The organism is Pusillimonas sp. (assembly GCF_044464525.1).
Taxonomy (GTDB): Bacteria; Pseudomonadota; Gammaproteobacteria; order Burkholderiales; family Burkholderiaceae_B; genus Pusillimonas.
Map to the genome: position 1 here is coordinate 13,117 of NZ_JBIQLE010000002.1, position 15,858 is coordinate 28,974.

Here is a 15,858-nt window from a genome sequence, read left to right on the forward strand (position 1 = left end):
CTTTATCTTTCAAGAGAAAAACGCGATTCAAAAATCGTCATGGTGCTTTTGCGATCAGACCATGCCTGGCCATATGTTTCATTTTTGAAATAAAAATGTTTCAATAGAAAATCGTGAAACGCGTAAAGAGGGCATGACTATGCGCGCAACCCCGTCTGCGCAGCTTCCCGTCCACGTGGTGGCGGTAGGGTTGCACGGCCTGCGGCATTTGCTCGAGACGCTTATTCCGGGCTTTCATGCCAGTGCCGAAATCACCTTGATTGAAAAAGCCTATGACGAGGCGGTGGCCGACATCGCGGCGCGGAGCCGTCGGTCGACTATCGATGCCATCGTGGCGGCCGGTTCCAACGGCAACTATCTGCGCCAACACCTTGACATCCCTGTCGTGCAGGTTCGGGTCGGCGGGTTCGATGTCATGCAGGCGCTGGTCAAGGCCGCCCGCATTTCTGATCATATTGCTCTTGTCACTTACGATGCGGTTTCCGACGAAATCAGGCAGTTCGTCGAAAGCTTTGCGCTGCCTGTCGTCTTGCGCAGTTATCGCGGCGAAGAAGAAGCCCGGGCTTGTGTCCATGAGCTCAAATCGGCGGGTGTCGAGGTCGTCGTCGCTCCCGGCCTGGTCGTTGACCTGGCTCGCGAACACGGCCTGGCCGGCATCCTGATTTATTCGCAGCGGCTGGTGAGCCAGGCCATCGAGGACGCCGTTGAGATCGGGCGTTTGCGAAGGTCTGAACTGGCCAAGCGCGACCGGATCAACACCATATTGGGCGAACTGCGGGACGGCGTGGTGGCGGTCGACGTCGAGGGACGCATCGAGGCGTTGAACCCCGCCATGGAGAAAATACTGGGCAGGCCGGCGGGCAAGCTCATCGGAGAGCCTCTTGGCTCTTTTGCCTCCGAACTGGATCTGGAATCCACTCTGCGGTGGCAGCGGCCCGAGCTTGAGCGGATCCAGCGGTTTTCGGACAAAACCTTGGTCACAAGCCGTGTTCCCATCCTCGAGCAGGGCAGGTTGACCGGCGCGGTGCTGATCTGTCAAGACCCGGAAGCCATTCGACGCATGGACCGCAACCTGCGTACTCGCAGCGTATCGCGCACGAGTTCGGCCCGATACGGCCTGGGCGACATTGTCGGCGACAGCCGCCTGATCGCCGACACCAGGGCGCGTGTCGTGGCATGTGCGAAAAGCCGGGCCACTGTGCTCATCATCGGCGAAAGCGGCACGGGCAAAGAACTGATAGCCCAGAGCATCCATACTGAAAGCGAGCGCTCCAGCCAGCCGTTCGTCGCCATCAATTGCGGCGCCTTTCCGGAGAGCCTGCTCGAAAGCGAGCTGTTTGGATACACCGAGGGGGCGTTTACCGGCGCCAGCCGTGGCGGAAAGACCGGGCTGTTCGAAGCCGCCCACACGGGCACTCTTTTCCTGGACGAGATAGGCGAAATGCCGCTGTCGCTGCAAACCCGCCTGCTGCGGGTGCTGCAGGAAAAAGAGGTGCTGCGCATCGGAGCGACCGAACCGACCCCCATAGACGTGCGCGTCATTGCCGCCACTCACCAGGAACTGGGGTCCCGCGCCGCCCAAGGCTTGTTCCGAAGAGACCTTTATTACCGCTTGAACATCCTCTTGATCCGCCTTTCGCCGCTGCGCGAGCGCCCCGAAGACCTGCGTCCGTTGATCGACGCCTTGCAGCCGAAATGGGTCGAACATCCGGGGGGCCCGCAGCCGCGCAACGCCGCCTTGATCGAGGCTCTGCTTGAGGCGGCGGTGCATTATGCCTGGCCCGGAAATGTGCGTGAGCTTGAGAACGTGCTGGAACGGATCATGGTATTGAGCGATGTATATCCCATCAGGGGCTCTGCACTCGACGCGTTGCGGGCCCTGGTGCCCGAAATCTTTGAAGGCGGCGGGGCCGAAACCGACGAACTGGGCAAGCACCGGCGCGCGGCCGATCTGCGCCACATCGAGAAGGTATTGCGCGATTGCGGCGGCAACCAGGCAAAAGCCGCCGAGTTGCTGAACATCAGCCGCACTACGCTTTGGCGCAGATTGAAGCAGGGGGGGCGCTGAACCCAGGGCCCGGTTCAGGGTTGCTTTCGTGCTCAAGCCGCTGCATGACGCGCCGCATCTGTATGCGCGCGGCGTCCGAGACCAGATCGACGCTGCGGTCTTCGCCCGTGGCGCTGAGCATGGCCTGCTGTCCTTCGACCATGCGCTTGTCTTCCTTGAAGGCCGTGTCGATTTCGCGGCACAGCGCCTCGGTGATTGCGGGCTCGTCTTGCCGGAAGCCGTGAGCCGGGGCCCAGAAGTAGCGGCAGCTTGTCTCGGTGACCGGCGTCAGGCCATGGAAGACGCGAATGGCGACGCCATCCTGGTCGCGGTTTTCTTGTGCGCCCTTGCCCACGTCGATGCCGCCGGTCCATTGGATGATGGACGACGGCGCGACGTATTCGAACTCGGCCCAGCGATCGATATTGCCTTTGAAATCCACGACCTTGCTGTAGGTGGCCGGTGGCGGGCTGTCGAGCAGCCATCGAACATATTTGAGGCCGTTGTCGCTGGGAGTGACGACGGTCTTGGCATCGACGTGGACATTGGGATTGCCGCCGATGGTCGACTTGTGGACGTAACCGACGTGGGTCATGTCCATCAGGTTGTCCACCATCAATTTGTAGCTTGCCTCGATTTCATACACCGCATGTTTATGCGGCCAGCGCTGATGGTCGTTATGGAAGGGATAGTCGATGATCCTGGATTCGTCGGCCAATTCGGCGTCGCCCATCCAGATCCAGACGAACTCGTCTTTTTCGACCACGGCATAATGCCGGACACGGGCCTTGGCGGGGATTTTTTCCTGCGCCGGGATCTTGACGCATCGCCCCGAGCCGTCGAAGACCATGCCGTGATAGCCGCATTCCAGCCCGTTTTCGACGACCTGGCCGAAGCGCAGCGGTGCGCCCCGATGGCAGCATCGATCTTCCAGGGCACAGACCGTGCCGGCCTGGTCACGATAGAAAACGATGGGCTCGTTCATGATGGTGCGGGCAAAGGGCGCCTGTTTCACTTCGTGCGCCCAGGCTCCTATGTACCAGGCATTTCGAATGAACATGGGGGATCTCTTTGTCGAAAAGGAAGAGACGTAGGCCAAGCCCCCGAAAGAGGCTGGCTGCTATTGCTATTGGGCCGGGTCTACGAATTGGGTCATTTTTTGTGCGATTCGGGCTCGCCACTGCGTGTAGGGTTCGAACCCTTCGCTTTCTTCGCACATCTTCTTGGTGAGATCGTGGATTTCGTCGTCGGGCTGCGACAGGTCGAGCGGGATCAGGAAGGGCTGGGTGATGTACCAGTCGGTGTCGACGAAGAACTCGAGGTTGTTGCCTTCGGGATCATGGGCATAGATGCTCCAGGCAATGCCGTGATTGGCCGGGAAGATGTTTTCTCCGCCATATTCGAGCAAGCGCTCGTGAATGTCGCGCAAGTCGGACAAGCCGCCCAGTTTGAAGGAGATCTGGTTGATGCTGGGGCCGAACTGGGGGTTGGCCGTGTTGGCGGGAATGTTGTCCGGACGTCCGGTTGCCAGGACGACCTGATGGTGATCAAGCGGATCGCGCGAAAGAAATACCAATTGCATTCCGCCGGCGTGGCCCCGGTCGGTGACGGTGAAGCCAAGCACATTGGTGTAGAAGTCTTCCATGGCCGACAGGTTCTTGACACTGAGACCCATATGGCTGAATTTTAGGTTGACGGCCGGCTTGGCGGTGTTGGCGGAAGCGTTGCTGTGTTCGGTTGTGACGCTCATGGTCGTGTCTCCTTGTAATGTCCGTGCGTGCTAGCGCGGGATGCGATGTTTTTTTTATGGTGTCGATAGTGCTTGTCACTGTCAATGCATTTTGCCCTGTTTTGACCGGCTTTGGCGCAACCGGTTTTGTTCGGGTGATTACCCTTTGGCATCGCTCGGAAGGAATTGCCATCTTATGCGGCTGAAACCGGATCGGTAAATTTCCTGAACAGAAAGGCTGCTTATTGAGTGATGGCAAGCATCAACCGTGGAGAAGAAAACGTGAACACCGTCAAGACCCACCGCGCCGCGACGCAAGTGCTGGTTGTCGGGGCCGGGCCCGTGGGCCAGGGGTTGGCCATAGAGCTGGGGCTGCGGGGCATCGAATGCTTCGTCATCGACCAAAATGATCGTGTGGGGGTGGCGCCGCGAGCCAAAACCACCAATGTCCGGTCGCGCGAGCACTTCAGGCGCTGGGGCATTGCACAAGCCTTGCGCGATGCATCGCCGCTGGGCATAGATTACCCGTCCAATATTGTATTTACCACCAGGCTGTCCGGATATCAGTTGGCAAGATTCGATAATGCGCTGTACTGCGCGCCAGGCCGCAACCCCCTGTATGCCGAGCACGCGCAATGGATTCCGCAATATACGGTAGAGCAGGTCATGCGTGACCGGCTGCTTACGCTGCCGTCGGTAACGCTGCGGCTGCAATGCGAACTGCAGGGTTTCGAGCAACGCGACGACCGGGTCGTCGCCCGTCTGTGCGACCTCAAGACGGGCGAGCAATTCGAGGTCGAGGCTCAATATATGGTCGGATGCGACGGGCCGCGCAGCCTGGTGCGCGATGCCATCGGGGCCCAGCTCGAGGGCAAGTACGGCCTGTCCAGAAACTATAATTTCGTGTTTCGGGCGCCGGGGCTGGCCAAGGCGCACAGGCACGGGCCGGCCATCATGTATTGGCAGATCAACAGCGATGTGCCAAGCTTGATCGGCCCCATGGACACCGGAGACCGCTGGTTCTTCATGCCCACCGGCCTGGCGCCGGATGTCCGCCTTACCAAGGAAGACGCGCCGGCACTGATCCGCCGCGCGACCGGCATCAATGTCCCGTACGAGATTCTAAGCGCCGACGAGTGGGTCGCCAGCCGCTTGCTTGCCACCCATTATCGCGACCGGCGGGTTTTCCTGGCTGGCGATGCGGCTCACATGCATCCGCCGTTCGGCGGCTTTGGCATGAACATGGGCATAGGCGATGCGGTCGACCTGGGCTGGAAGCTGTCGGCCGTGCTGAAGGGCTGGGGCGGGCCGGCGCTGCTGGACAGCTATGAACGCGAGCGGCGGCCCGTGCACGTGCACGTCATGGGCGAGGCCACGGCCAATCACAACCTCATGAGCAATGCCTTGCTGGAAGGCGATATTGAGGCCGACGGCGAGCAAGGCGAGATCGCGCGCGGGCATGCGGCCAAGCGTATCCAGAGCGGCAAGCTTTCCGAGTTCTACACCCTGGGAACCATATTGGACGATTGCTATGCTGATTCGCCCGTCATCGACAGGGAAGGTCGTGCCGAGCCGCCGCGCGACTTCCTTAACTACACCCCCAGGGCCGAGCCCGGCTGCCGCGCGCCCCACGCATGGCTGCATGACGGCAGTTCATTGTTCGACCATTTCGGCCTGGGCCTGACCCTGCTGTCGTCATCGCCCGAACACCCCGGCGTGGCGGCGGCGAAGGCCGACGCTCAGCGCCTGGGTGTTCCGCTGTCGGTGGTCCAACCCGAAGAAGCCGGGGTTCGCGGCCTGTACCCGCACGCGCTGACGCTGATCCGGCCCGACCAGCACATCGCCTGGACGGGCGACGTCTGGAAAGACGATGTCCTGACCCGCGCCGTGGGCCTAAGGTTCCCTGCCAACGCCGAGGCATAGTTTCTGCCCGCGCGGGCCGGCCTGGGCGTAGCCCGCCGAGCTGAGGAAATCGTCATCGTTCTGTTCAACCGCAAGGGCAACCTGGCTTGCGGTACGGGCTGTGATGGACATGGGCGGTCGCCGTACATCTGTACGCTTCGTTGAGACAATCGATCCAAATGCATGGCGGCCTCCTTGACGTCGCATCAGCCCTGGATGTGTTCGTCGCCTTCGTAGTTGATATGCGTGATGACGCCCTCGAACAGCGGCTTGACTCGTTCGGCGAATTGCGCCCTGAGCTCCTGGCGTCGGGTTGTCGCCAGCGCGGCGTCGATGTCTTTCGGGCTGTCGAAACTTAGCCTGACCGCCGCGTAGATGTCGAGCTCGTCGGATTCAAAATAATAGGGCCGCTCGAGCTGAGCGGACTTGACTCCGGGCAGGGTCGAGAACCCCGTGACGATGGCGCTGAGCTCTTGCATGAACTGTTCAGATTGTCCTTCGATGGGGCGGCCGATGAAATAGGCATATCTGGTGGCTGGCATTTTGATTTCCTGTTGTCGAGGTGAATGAAGTGCTTCGCGACCGGCAAGTGTATGCCTTGCAACTCACATCGAAAAGGGCGATGCGATTCGGGTATCGAGCTGTCGCTATTGTGATCTTCCTTCTTGATTACCCGGGGGGGTAGAGTTAGTCGAATATATACAAAACCATAAAGGAGACAACAAGATGGCGAATCGTTTCATACGCAATGCGGTGGCCGCCGCGGCCATGCTGGCTGGCGCCACGGCACTCGCCCATGCGCAACAGCCCCTGAAGATCGGCTTCATGAATACATTCACTGGGGCGGTGGGGGTTCCCGGTGAACAGCAATACAACGGCTTCATGCTCGCGATCGAAGAGCGCGGGGGCAAGCTGGGCGGCGTACCTGTGCAGATAATCAAGGAAGACGATCAGTTCAAGCCCGAATTGGCCACACAGATTGTGCAGAAGCTGATCGAACGCGATCAGGTTCCCATCATTGCCGGCATCACTGGGTCCAATGTGATGATGGCTGTGGCCAAGCCGATCACCGACAAAGGGGTGTTTCTGATCAGCACCAATAGCGGCCCTTCGCCGTTGGCCGGCGCGGCATGCTCGCCCAACTTCTTTTCGACTTCCTGGCAGAACGACAATATCGCCGAGGTGGTGGGCCAGTACGCCACCGACAAGGGCTATAAGAAAGTCGTCTTGATTACAGCCAATTTCCAGGGCGGCAAAGACCTGCTGGAAGGATTCAAGCGGTTCTACACGGGCGAGGTGGTCGATGAGATTTACACGCCATTGACCCAACTGGATTTCTCCAGCGAACTGACCCAGGTGGCATCGCAGAACCCCGATGCGGTTTATGCATTCTTCCCCGGCGGCCTCGGGGTCTCGTTTGTACGCCAGTATCAGCTTGCCGGCTTGCTCAAGGCCACGCCGCTGCTATCCAGCGGCATCCTCGAGCTGCCGATGCTCGAAGCTTTGAAAGACAGCGCTTTGGGGGCTTTCGGCGGGCATTTCTGGGGCCCGGACATGGATAACGAGGCCAACAAGAAGTTCGTCAAGGACTACGAAGAAAAATATGGCACCATCCCATCGACCTGGGCCGCGCAAGGCTATGACGGCGCGCTGCTGCTCGACTCTGCCATCGCAAAGGTGAACGGCAACGTTGCCGACAAGGACGCTTTCAGGGCCGCCCTGAAAGAGGCCGATTTCGATTCTGTGCGTGGCGACTTCTCGTTCAACACCAATCACTTCCCCATCCAGGATTTCTCGATGTACGAAGTGGTCAAGGATGAAAAGGGGCGCTATACGGTCCGCACGGAAGCGACGCCGATGAAGGCCCATAAAGACGCTTATTACCAGGATTGCCCCCTTAACTGATGTGCCGCAAGCGGGCATAGTCCCGCGCGGCGTTGGAGGCCATAAGCTCTATATAAGCAGCGCTACGATTCTATCGGCAGCGCTGTTTTGTATTTGACCTGCTTGAGCGCGAAGCTGGAGCGTATTTTCTTGATGCCGGGGATTTTGGTCAGGTGATCGAGGATGAAGTGCTCGAGCGCCTGGATGTCGGGCACGACGATGCGCAACAGATAGTCTTCGTCGCCCGTCATCAGGTAGACCTCCATGACTTCGCCGAACCGGCTGACTTCCTGTTCGAAGCGGTCGAGTACGGCTGATTCCTGCCTGTCGAGGCTGACCTGGATGAAGACGTTCATTTTCAGTCCCAGCGCGGCCGGGTCGACCAGCCCCACGTACCGTGAAATGATCTTGTTTTTTTCCAGGTTCTTGACCCGTGCCAGGGTCGGGGACGCCGACAAGTTGATTTTTCGGGCGAGCTCTATGTTGCTGGTCTTGGCGTCGTCCTGCAGCACTCGCAAAATGCGCAGGTCGGTGGCATCGAGTTCCATGATCGGCCTTTCGGGTCTAAAGATAATTCTGTATAGGCTTATAGTTTTAGTATTTTATGCTGAATTTATAGACTGGGGAAGCTCAATACAGTCACCTATTCGGCCTCAACGATATTATCCTGTTCAATAGAAATTGAACCAGGAGAGAGGTGATGGATATGTCTTCCGCCAGCTATATGAACCCCGACATTGACGCCCAGGAAACGGCGGAATGGCTGAATGCACTGCGGGGCGTCGTGCAGGCCGCTGGGCCCGAGCGGGCCCGCTATCTCATGACGCAGTTGAGCGAAACCGCCAGGCGGCTGGGGTTGCAATGGCGCGATTCGCGCAATACGCCGTACGTAAACACCATCCGCCTTCAGGACGAGCCGCCGTTTCCCGGAGGATCGGACGCGCTCGAGATAGAACAGAACCTGGCCAGCATCATCCGCTGGAACGCCCTGGCCATGGTGGTGCGCGCCAATCGCGCCTATGGCGAGTTGGGAGGCCACATCTCCAGCTATGCGTCCGCCGCCGATTTGTTCGAAGTGGGCTTCAACCATTTCTTCCGTGCGCGCAGCGATGATTTTGGCGGAGACCTGGTGTATTTTCAGCCGCACTCGGCGCCGGGCATCTACGCGCGTGCGTTTCTTGAGGGCGCCCTATCAGAGCGGGAACTCGGTTTTTTTCGCCGGGAACTCGAGGCGGTAAAACACAATGCGCGCGGCTTGTCGTCCTACCCGCATCCCTGGCTCATGCCCGATTTCTGGCAGTTTCCAACGGGTTCCATGGGCATCGGCCCCATCAGCGCCATTTATCAGGCTCGTTTCATGCGCTATATGGAACACCGCAGTTTGTTGACGCCTCAGGGTCGCAAGGTGTGGGGTGTTTTCGGCGACGGTGAAATGGACGAGCCCGAATCCCTGGCCGCATTGAGCCTGGCGGCGCGCGAACACCTTGATAATCTGGTGTTCGTCATCAATTGCAACCTGCAGCGGCTGGATGGCCCGGTGCGGGGCAACGGCAGCATTGTGGACGAACTTGAAACCCTGTTCGCAGGAGCCGGATGGAACGTCGTCAAGCTGTTGTGGGGTTCCGATTGGGATCCTCTTTTCGCGCGCGACCCCGAGGGCGAGCTGGTCGAGGTGCTGGGCCGTACGGTAGACGGCCAGTTGCAGACCTTTGCCGCCAACGATGGGGCTTTCAATCGAGAGCACTTCTTCCATCAGACGCCCGGCATGCAGGCCATTGCTGCCATGCTTACCGACGAAGAGATCGACCGCCTGAAGCGCGGCGGCCACGACATGAAGAAGATCCATGCCGCCTACCACGCGGCAGCGGCCCATCGCGGCCAGCCAACCGTGATTCTGGCGCAGACCAAGAAGGGCTTCGGCATGGGCGCGGCCGGTCAGGGAAAAATGACCACCCACCAGCAGAAGAAGCTGGATGCCGACAGCCTGCTCGAGTTTCGCGATCGCTTTCGCCTGCCGATTTCCGATCAGGACTGCGAGGAACTGGCTTTCTACAAGCCAGCGCCCGACAGTCCCGAAATGCGGCACCTGATGCAACGGCGCGCCGAGCTGGGCGGATTCCTGCCACGTCGAAACACCCGGCACGCGACGCTTGAAATTCCTGAAATCAACACTTATGCCCGCTTTGCGCTGGAAGCGCAGGGCAAGGAAATGTCCAGCACCATGGCGCTGGTGCGCATGCTGGGCGGCCTGTTGAAGGACGCCGGAGTGGGCAAGCACGTCGTGCCCATCGTTGCCGACGAGGCCCGCACCTTCGGCATGGCCAATCTGTTTCGCCAGGTGGGCATTTATTCTTCGCAGGGCCAGTTGTACGAGCCGGAGGACATCGGTTCGATCCTGTCGTACCGCGAGGCCAAGGACGGTCAGATTCTTGAAGAGGGCATTACCGAAGCGGGCGCCATCTCGTCGTGGACGGCGGCGGCAACCAGCTATTCAGTGCACGGCGTGCCGATGCTGCCGTTTTATATCTATTACTCGATGTTCGGTTTCCAGCGCATCGGCGACCTGATCTGGGCGGCGGCCGACCAGCGCGCCCGGGGCTTCTTGATAGGCGCCACTTCGGGCCGCACAACCCTGGCCGGCGAGGGGCTGCAGCACCAGGACGGAACCAGTCACCTGATGGCTTCCACAATACCCAATTGCATCGCCTACGACCCCGCCTATGCGTACGAAGTTGCCGTGATCCTGCAGGAAGGCATGCGCCGCATGATCCACGAGCACGAAGACGTCTTCTACTATGTGACCGTCACCAATGAAAACAACGCTCAGCCCAGCATGCCCGAGGGGGCCGAAGAGGGCATCCTTCGGGGTATGTACTGCCTGCAGGCTGTGCCGGCGCCGCAAGTGCGTCTGCTTGCGGCCGGGCCGGCCTTGAAAGAGGCCGTCGGCGCGGCGGCCCTGCTCAAAGAAAAACTGGACATCGACGCCGAGGTATGGAGTGTCACCAGCTATACCGAGCTGGCCCGGGACGGCATCGCAGCCCAGCGCGACCAACGTCTGGGGCGTCCTGAGGCTCAACCCTATGTGACGCAGGTGTTGGGCGAACGCAATGTGCCGGTGGTTGCAGCCAGTGATTATGTGCGTGCCGTGGCGGAAGGCATTCGCGCTTTCGTGCCGGGTTCCTTCACGACATTGGGCACCGACGGTTTTGGCCGAAGCGACACGCGGGCCAACCTGCGCGACTTCTTTGAGATGGATGCGCGCTGGATCGCCTATACAGCCTTCAGCCAGTTGTCCCCCGACCCCGAAAGCCTGAAGTCTTTTGCGCTGGCGCTTGAGCTGGACTTGAACAAGCCTTTGTCGACGGAAATGTAAGGGTAGCCCATACGGCGATCCGTTCCGCGCTGACGGATCTACGCCGGACGCTTCTTTGAATATGAATTTGCCGTGGCCGGGTACTCCGGCGTACGGCGCCTGAATCAGTACATGGCGCCGGGCCAATGAACCACCGCGGAACGGATCGCCGGTATTGACTCCACTCTTTCCACGTAAGCAGCCACTGCTGGTCTTGCGCCGTTGGCCCAGAATGATTCGACGGCCATGTTTTTCATGCGCAGCAACTCCACCCCCCAGTACAGATCGGCCATGGTTATCTCGTCGCCCGCCACCCAGCGCTCGCCCGATTTGAGTCTTTCTTCGAGGCGGGCGCAGCCGGCCTCGGCTTTGTCGTAGGCTGTACGCATCGCCTCGGGCGTGAATAGCCGTTGGGCGGCATCCAGTTCTTTCGAGCGTTTGGCGGAGTATCCTCTGACCAGATCAGGATCGTTGGCGAATTTGGCCAGATAATGGTCGCAGCGCTCGACCTTGCTCATTGCAAACCCGACACCGTTGCTTTTGCGGCGTGATTCGGGCCTGTGGTCCTCGCCCGGCGGTGTACCGGCCAGCATCTGGTAATTGGGCATGTTGTCGACAAAGTCCAACTCGGCGTCGATGGCGGCTTTCAGCTTGGGCGGCCGCAGAGACGCGCCGGGCGCCGCAGTCTGGTCAATATACAAGCAGATGTGTTTTGAATCGACCAGTACCCGCCTGGTTTGCCAGTCAACCAAGGTTGGCACCACGGCAGGGTCGCAACCGCCCTGTGCCACCGAAGTGCTGCCGGTGTGGCCGGTGACAAGGCTGCCGCCCAGAGCGGCACACCCGATCAGGCGCAACCGCACATTGCCCGGCAAATAGGTCTGGCCTTCAAAAATATTGAGCTGGTGCGAACGGTAAGGAATGTTGTGGTGGGCCAGCACGACGCGCACTTTCTGCGAACAGATTGAGTTGGGGGCGTGAAAGAGCTCAAAACGTGGCGTGCTTGACTCGTGGGTGCCAATATTCTTGCCGTTTGATCCCAAACTGTTCCGCAATTCGGTGACGGCCTGCTCCAGGTTGTGCGGCATTTAAAAGCTCCTTTTTGATTGCTGCGAGTTTCTATCGACTGATCTTCGATAACGGCATTGCCAATGAGGCTGACAGCATGGCGGCGTATTGCTCGGAAGTCGGTTGAAGCGGCGCAAATAAATTGAAGTGGCTGCGGCACGCCGCATTCGCCAAGTGCGGTATGTCGCCGGCCGCATAACCCAGTTCGGCCAAGGTCGCCGGCAGCCCAAGTTCACGCATCAAGCCGGCAATCGCGGCGGCCGGCGAAGCGGTCGGCGCCATACCGAGCGCTTGGGCCACGGGCGCCATGCGCTCGGGCACGTGCGCCGCTGTCGCGTCAAGCGTGGCAACCAGGCCGATCCCGCTCAGTACACCGTGATGGAAGCCTTGGTCGCTGCAGGCCAGCGCCACCGCATGGGCCGGCCCAAGGCCCATGCTTATCGAGACGCCGCCGGCGTAGGCGGCAAGCATCATTTCCATACGCGCGTCGAGGTCTTGCGGATCGGCGAGGGCGCGCTTCAAGGCTTTGCCCACGCGCGCTATTCCATCGAGTGCGATGGATTTTCCGAGCGGCTGATCTTTGGTCGACAAGTATCCTTCGATGCAATGGGACAAGGCATCGATGCCCGTGGCGGCGGTAAGCCGGGCCGGCAGCCCCACCGTCAGGAGGGGATCGAGGATGGCGACGCGGGGAATGAGGTGGCGCGAGCTCATCCCCATGGCGGGTGCGGTGGCATCGGCATGAATCGCCGCGGAATGTGAGGCTTCACTTCCCGTGCCGGCCGTGGTGGGGATGGCGATCAAGGGGGCGGAGGCGCCGTGCGGTGTGCCCGGCTTTCCGGCGAAGTCGGCGATGCCGCCTGCATTGCTTGCCACCAAGGCGATGAACTTCGCGGTGTCGATGACCGACCCGCCTCCCAACGCGACGACCCCGTCGCAGGATTGGCGCGCGTATAGAGCCAGCCCCTTGTCGACGTCTGAAAACACGGGGTTTTCAGTGACCTCGTCGAACAGGGTCATTGGGTGCGCGCCGTCGTATGCCTGGGTGACTTTCTTCACCAGCCCGGCGGCTGATATGCCCTTGTCCGTCACCAGCAACGGGCGCCGAACCCTCAGCGCGTCCAGCTCGTCGGCCAGCGTCGAGACGGCGCCGACGGCACACAGGGTGCGCGGAATATCCAGAACCAGCGGGGCGCCGCAGCTCATAGCGGATACCTGCGCTTGTCGTTGCTGACGGTGACCAGGTTCAGGTCGGTGAAGGTCTCGATGGCCCATCTTCCGAAGCGCGCCCATCCGCTGTCCTTGACGCCGCCGAATGGAATTTGCGGCTCTCCGCCCATGGTGGGGCCATTGATGTTGACCATGCCGGCCTGTATCCGGCCGCCCAGGGTGATGCCTTTCCAGACGTCCGTCGTCATGATCGAGGCGGTCAGGCCGTAGTCGGTGCCATTGGCCGCGTCCACCGCTTCTTGTTCGCTGTCGAATGGCTGGACGAGCACCACAGGCCCGAACACTTCTTCGCAATGGATGGGCGCGTCTTTGGGCACGTCCACCAGCACGGTGGGTTCGACGCAGCGGCCGTCGGCGCCGCCGCCCGCCACGATTCGGGCGCCTTTGTCCACCGCCTGCTTGATTGCCAGCTTCACTTTCCCGACGGCGGCGTCGTTGATCAGGGGGCCGATCTTGTTCTGCGGATTGCTGGGATCGCCGGCCTTGATTTGCCGGGCGCGGGCCCCGAAACGCGTCAGGAAATCCTCGTAGCGCGAACGCTGGACCAGGATCTTGCGGGTGTTCATGCAGATCTGGCCCTGGTGGAAGAATGCGGCGAAGATGGCTGTGTCGACGGAATAATCGAGGTCGGCGTCCTCGAACACGATCATGGGGTTGTAGCCGCCCAGTTCCAGTGCAATGCGCTTAAGGTGCTGGCCCGCCCGGGCGGCCAGCATCGCCCCCGTGGCCGAAGAGCCGGTAAAGTTGTACGCCCGGACCTTGTCGCTTTCGAACAGTTGGTCGGCAACGGGCCCCACCGCACCCGGCGCGTGGGTGATCACGTTGACGACTCCCGGCGGGAAGCCGGCTTCGGTCATGATCTCGCCCATCAGCAGCCCGGCGGAAACCGGGGCCTCTTCGGAGGGTTTCAGAACCACCGTGTTGCCGCAGGCCAGCGGCGCGACGATGGTGCGAAAGCCCAGGGCCAGGGCGCCGTTCCACGGGGAAATCCCCGCAACGACACCCAGCGGTCTGCGCACGGCCATGGCAAACACACCCGGCGTATCCGATTGCACGATTTCGCCGCCGGGCAGATAGGGATATCCGGCGGCCTGGCGCAAAAGCCCGGACGCCCACTGGATTTGAAATCGCGCGAACGGGGCCGCGGTGCCGGTTTCCTGTGCCAGGATAAGGACGATTTCGTCCGCACGGCGTTCGAGGATGTCGGCGGCTTTCAGGAACAACGCCTGGCGCTCTCGCGCGCCCATGGCGGCCCATGCGGGGAAGGCCTTGTCGGCCGCTTCTATCGCGCGCTGCGCGTCCGCGCCGCCGGCGGCGGGAATGCGAGCGAAGACTTCTCCGTCAAAGGGATTCATGTCGTCGTAAACATCGCCGCCGCCGGCGTCCACCCATTCTCCGGCAATGAGTTGTCGATACAGGCGCGGTTGGGACGCAAGGGCTTTGGTCATCTGTGTCTCCTGGCTTGTCGTGCCGTCGGGCATCGCCTCAATCGGGCTGCCGGCTGTTTTTTTCGAGGCGCCGCAATCGCATCAGTTTCAGGGCGTTGCCGAAATAAAGCTTGTCGTTGTCTTCCTGGCTGAGGCCGAGGCTTTCGATGGAGCGTATGCCTTCGCGGATGAACATGGGGCCGCCCTCGGGGTCGAAAGGGCAGTCCGAAGCGAATACCACATGGTCGACACCGAAGAAATCCAGGCCGCAGCGAAGCGCCGAGGCCGAGCCGCCAAGCACGGTGTCGCCATAGAACATCTTGAAGTACTCGATGGGTGGCTTCGACAAGCGCTTGAGCACCTCGGCCTCGCTGCCGTCGGCGCTGCGGCTGCCAAGCTGCGCCCAGAGCGTCTCGGCCCGGCCCGCAAAATAGGGCAGCATGCCGCCGCAATGGTGGGTGATGACGCGCAGCCCGGGAAGCTTTTCGAGCATTCCCGAAAACACCATGCGGGACATCGCCACCGACGTTTCGAACGGCCAGCCCAGCACTTGCCAGACTTCGTACTTTGACCGCTCTTCGTCCTTGTAGTCATTGACCGTGCCCGGCCGGAACGGATGCATCCAAACGGGCAGGTCGTGGCGCGTCGCCATGGCCTCGAAAATGGGAAAGAACTCGGGGTCGTCCAGCGGGCGGCCGTTGACGCTGGTGACGACCTGCACGCCCCGCGCGCCCAGCTCGTTGATGGCGCGATCCATTTCCTTCAGCGCGGCGGGCACGTTGTTCATGGGCAGCGCGGCGACGAACGCGGGAAACTGCTCGGGCCAGCGTTGGCAGATCTGCGCCATGCCGTCGTTTGCAATGCGGGCGAACTCGGGAGACTGCTCGGGCCCGCCCAGCATTTCAGGCGAAGGCTGGCTAAGGGTCAGCACCTGGACCACGTCGGGAAATTTCTCCGCCATCATCGCGGCGCGCGCCTCCATGTCCCACAACATGCGCAGGCTGACCATGCGCTTGACGATCCCCGCGTCCTTGGAATGCGTCTTGACCAGCTCCAGGTAATCCAGCGGAAGCACGTGGTTGTAGATGTCTATTTTTTTCATCATTGGCTTTGGCTTGAGGCCGGCCGCATCGTCAACCCGATTGCGCCGGCAATGGCGCGGACCTGGATGGGGCTTTGGCTTGTTGTCTCGTGAATTATGTTTTTGAGTGTAGGCAAG

12 protein-coding genes are annotated in these 15,858 nt (G+C 60.9%); 4 read left to right on the top strand and 8 right to left on the bottom strand.

Translation table 11 applies throughout. From position 1 onward, the window contains the following. Positions 1-133: 133 nt before the first annotated feature. Positions 134-2,068 (top strand): propionate catabolism operon regulatory protein PrpR, encoded by a 1,935-nt coding sequence (prpR, locus tag ACIY1O_RS01305; protein ID WP_397473264.1) that lies wholly within the window; start codon positions 134-136, stop codon positions 2,066-2,068. On the opposite strand, the gene ACIY1O_RS01310 is transcribed toward prpR, so the two are convergent. Further along, positions 2,031-3,107 carry an aromatic ring-hydroxylating dioxygenase subunit alpha gene (locus tag ACIY1O_RS01310; protein WP_397473265.1) on the bottom strand — a complete coding sequence of 359 codons (1,077 nt, stop codon included), beginning with the start codon at positions 3,105-3,107 and terminating at the stop codon, positions 2,031-2,033. The genes prpR and ACIY1O_RS01310 overlap by 38 nt on opposite strands. Positions 3,108-3,173: 66 nt before the next feature. Then, positions 3,174-3,797 (bottom strand): VOC family protein, encoded by a 624-nt coding sequence (locus tag ACIY1O_RS01315; RefSeq protein ID WP_397473266.1) that lies wholly within the window; start codon positions 3,795-3,797, stop codon positions 3,174-3,176. 261 nt (positions 3,798-4,058) lie between these two features. On the opposite strand from ACIY1O_RS01315, the gene ACIY1O_RS01320 reads away from it, so the two are divergent. Beyond that, the gene (locus ACIY1O_RS01320; protein WP_397473267.1) at positions 4,059-5,699 is read left to right on the top strand and encodes an FAD-dependent monooxygenase; all 1,641 of its coding nucleotides are present in this window, start codon (positions 4,059-4,061) and stop codon (positions 5,697-5,699) included. A 185-nt stretch (positions 5,700-5,884) separates the two neighbouring features. Here the strand turns inward: ACIY1O_RS01320 and ACIY1O_RS01325 are convergent, their stop codons facing one another. Next, positions 5,885-6,220, bottom strand: coding sequence for a hypothetical protein (locus ACIY1O_RS01325; RefSeq protein ID WP_397473268.1), 336 nt, complete (start codon positions 6,218-6,220; stop codon positions 5,885-5,887). 184 nt (positions 6,221-6,404) lie between these two features. Here ACIY1O_RS01325 and ACIY1O_RS01330 point away from each other — a divergent pair, with 184 nt between their 5' ends. Further along, a complete protein-coding gene (locus tag ACIY1O_RS01330) occupies positions 6,405-7,583 on the top strand; it encodes an ABC transporter substrate-binding protein (protein ID WP_397473269.1) in 1,179 nt (392 codons plus the stop codon). 62 nt (positions 7,584-7,645) lie between these two features. Here the strand turns inward: ACIY1O_RS01330 and ACIY1O_RS01335 are convergent, their stop codons facing one another. Further along, a complete protein-coding gene (locus tag ACIY1O_RS01335; protein ID WP_397473270.1) occupies positions 7,646-8,110 on the bottom strand; it encodes an Lrp/AsnC family transcriptional regulator in 465 nt (154 codons plus the stop codon). A 152-nt stretch (positions 8,111-8,262) separates the two neighbouring features. On the opposite strand from ACIY1O_RS01335, the gene mdeB reads away from it, so the two are divergent. Beyond that, positions 8,263-10,935, top strand: coding sequence for an alpha-ketoglutarate dehydrogenase (gene mdeB / locus ACIY1O_RS01340; RefSeq protein WP_397473271.1), 2,673 nt, complete (start codon positions 8,263-8,265; stop codon positions 10,933-10,935). Positions 10,936-11,039: 104 nt separating this feature from the next. Here mdeB and ACIY1O_RS01345 read toward each other — a convergent pair whose 3' ends face one another. Genes ACIY1O_RS01345 through ACIY1O_RS01360 form a run of 4 tightly spaced genes read right to left on the bottom strand, consistent with a single transcriptional unit; the run spans position 11,040 to position 15,744 of the window. Then, a complete protein-coding gene (locus tag ACIY1O_RS01345) occupies positions 11,040-12,002 on the bottom strand; it encodes a glutathione S-transferase family protein (RefSeq protein ID WP_397473272.1) in 963 nt (320 codons plus the stop codon). A gap of 31 nt (positions 12,003-12,033) precedes the next feature. Beyond that, a complete protein-coding gene (locus tag ACIY1O_RS01350; RefSeq protein WP_397473273.1) occupies positions 12,034-13,188 on the bottom strand; it encodes an iron-containing alcohol dehydrogenase in 1,155 nt (384 codons plus the stop codon). After that, positions 13,185-14,660, bottom strand: a complete 1,476-nt coding sequence (locus ACIY1O_RS01355; RefSeq protein ID WP_397473274.1) for an aldehyde dehydrogenase family protein — start codon at positions 14,658-14,660, stop codon at positions 13,185-13,187. Before ACIY1O_RS01355 ends, ACIY1O_RS01350 begins: the two co-directional genes overlap by 4 nt. A 37-nt stretch (positions 14,661-14,697) precedes the next feature. Further along, on the bottom strand, positions 14,698-15,744 hold the full coding sequence (locus ACIY1O_RS01360) for an amidohydrolase family protein (protein WP_397473275.1): 1,047 nt from the start codon (positions 15,742-15,744) through the stop codon (positions 14,698-14,700). Between the last annotated feature and the right edge of the window lie 114 nt (positions 15,745-15,858).

Excerpts from the sequence above, each read along its gene's own strand:
- ACIY1O_RS01315 (WP_397473266.1), bottom strand. The coding sequence starts at position 3,797 with ATGAGCGTCACAACCGAACACAGCAACGCTTCCGCCAACACCGCCAAG.
- ACIY1O_RS01345 (WP_397473272.1), bottom strand. The coding sequence starts at position 12,002 with ATGCCGCACAACCTGGAGCAGGCCGTCACCGAATTGCGGAACAGTTTG.
- mdeB (WP_397473271.1), top strand. The coding sequence starts at position 8,263 with ATGGATATGTCTTCCGCCAGCTATATGAACCCCGACATTGACGCCCAG.
- ACIY1O_RS01335 (WP_397473270.1), bottom strand. The coding sequence starts at position 8,110 with ATGGAACTCGATGCCACCGACCTGCGCATTTTGCGAGTGCTGCAGGAC.
- prpR (WP_397473264.1), top strand. The coding sequence starts at position 134 with ATGACTATGCGCGCAACCCCGTCTGCGCAGCTTCCCGTCCACGTGGTG.
- ACIY1O_RS01355 (WP_397473274.1), bottom strand. The coding sequence starts at position 14,660 with ATGACCAAAGCCCTTGCGTCCCAACCGCGCCTGTATCGACAACTCATT.
- ACIY1O_RS01325 (WP_397473268.1), bottom strand. The coding sequence starts at position 6,220 with ATGCCAGCCACCAGATATGCCTATTTCATCGGCCGCCCCATCGAAGGA.
- ACIY1O_RS01310 (WP_397473265.1), bottom strand. The coding sequence starts at position 3,107 with ATGTTCATTCGAAATGCCTGGTACATAGGAGCCTGGGCGCACGAAGTG.
- ACIY1O_RS01360 (WP_397473275.1), bottom strand. The coding sequence starts at position 15,744 with ATGATGAAAAAAATAGACATCTACAACCACGTGCTTCCGCTGGATTAC.
- ACIY1O_RS01330 (WP_397473269.1), top strand. The coding sequence starts at position 6,405 with ATGGCGAATCGTTTCATACGCAATGCGGTGGCCGCCGCGGCCATGCTG.
- ACIY1O_RS01350 (WP_397473273.1), bottom strand. The coding sequence starts at position 13,188 with ATGAGCTGCGGCGCCCCGCTGGTTCTGGATATTCCGCGCACCCTGTGT.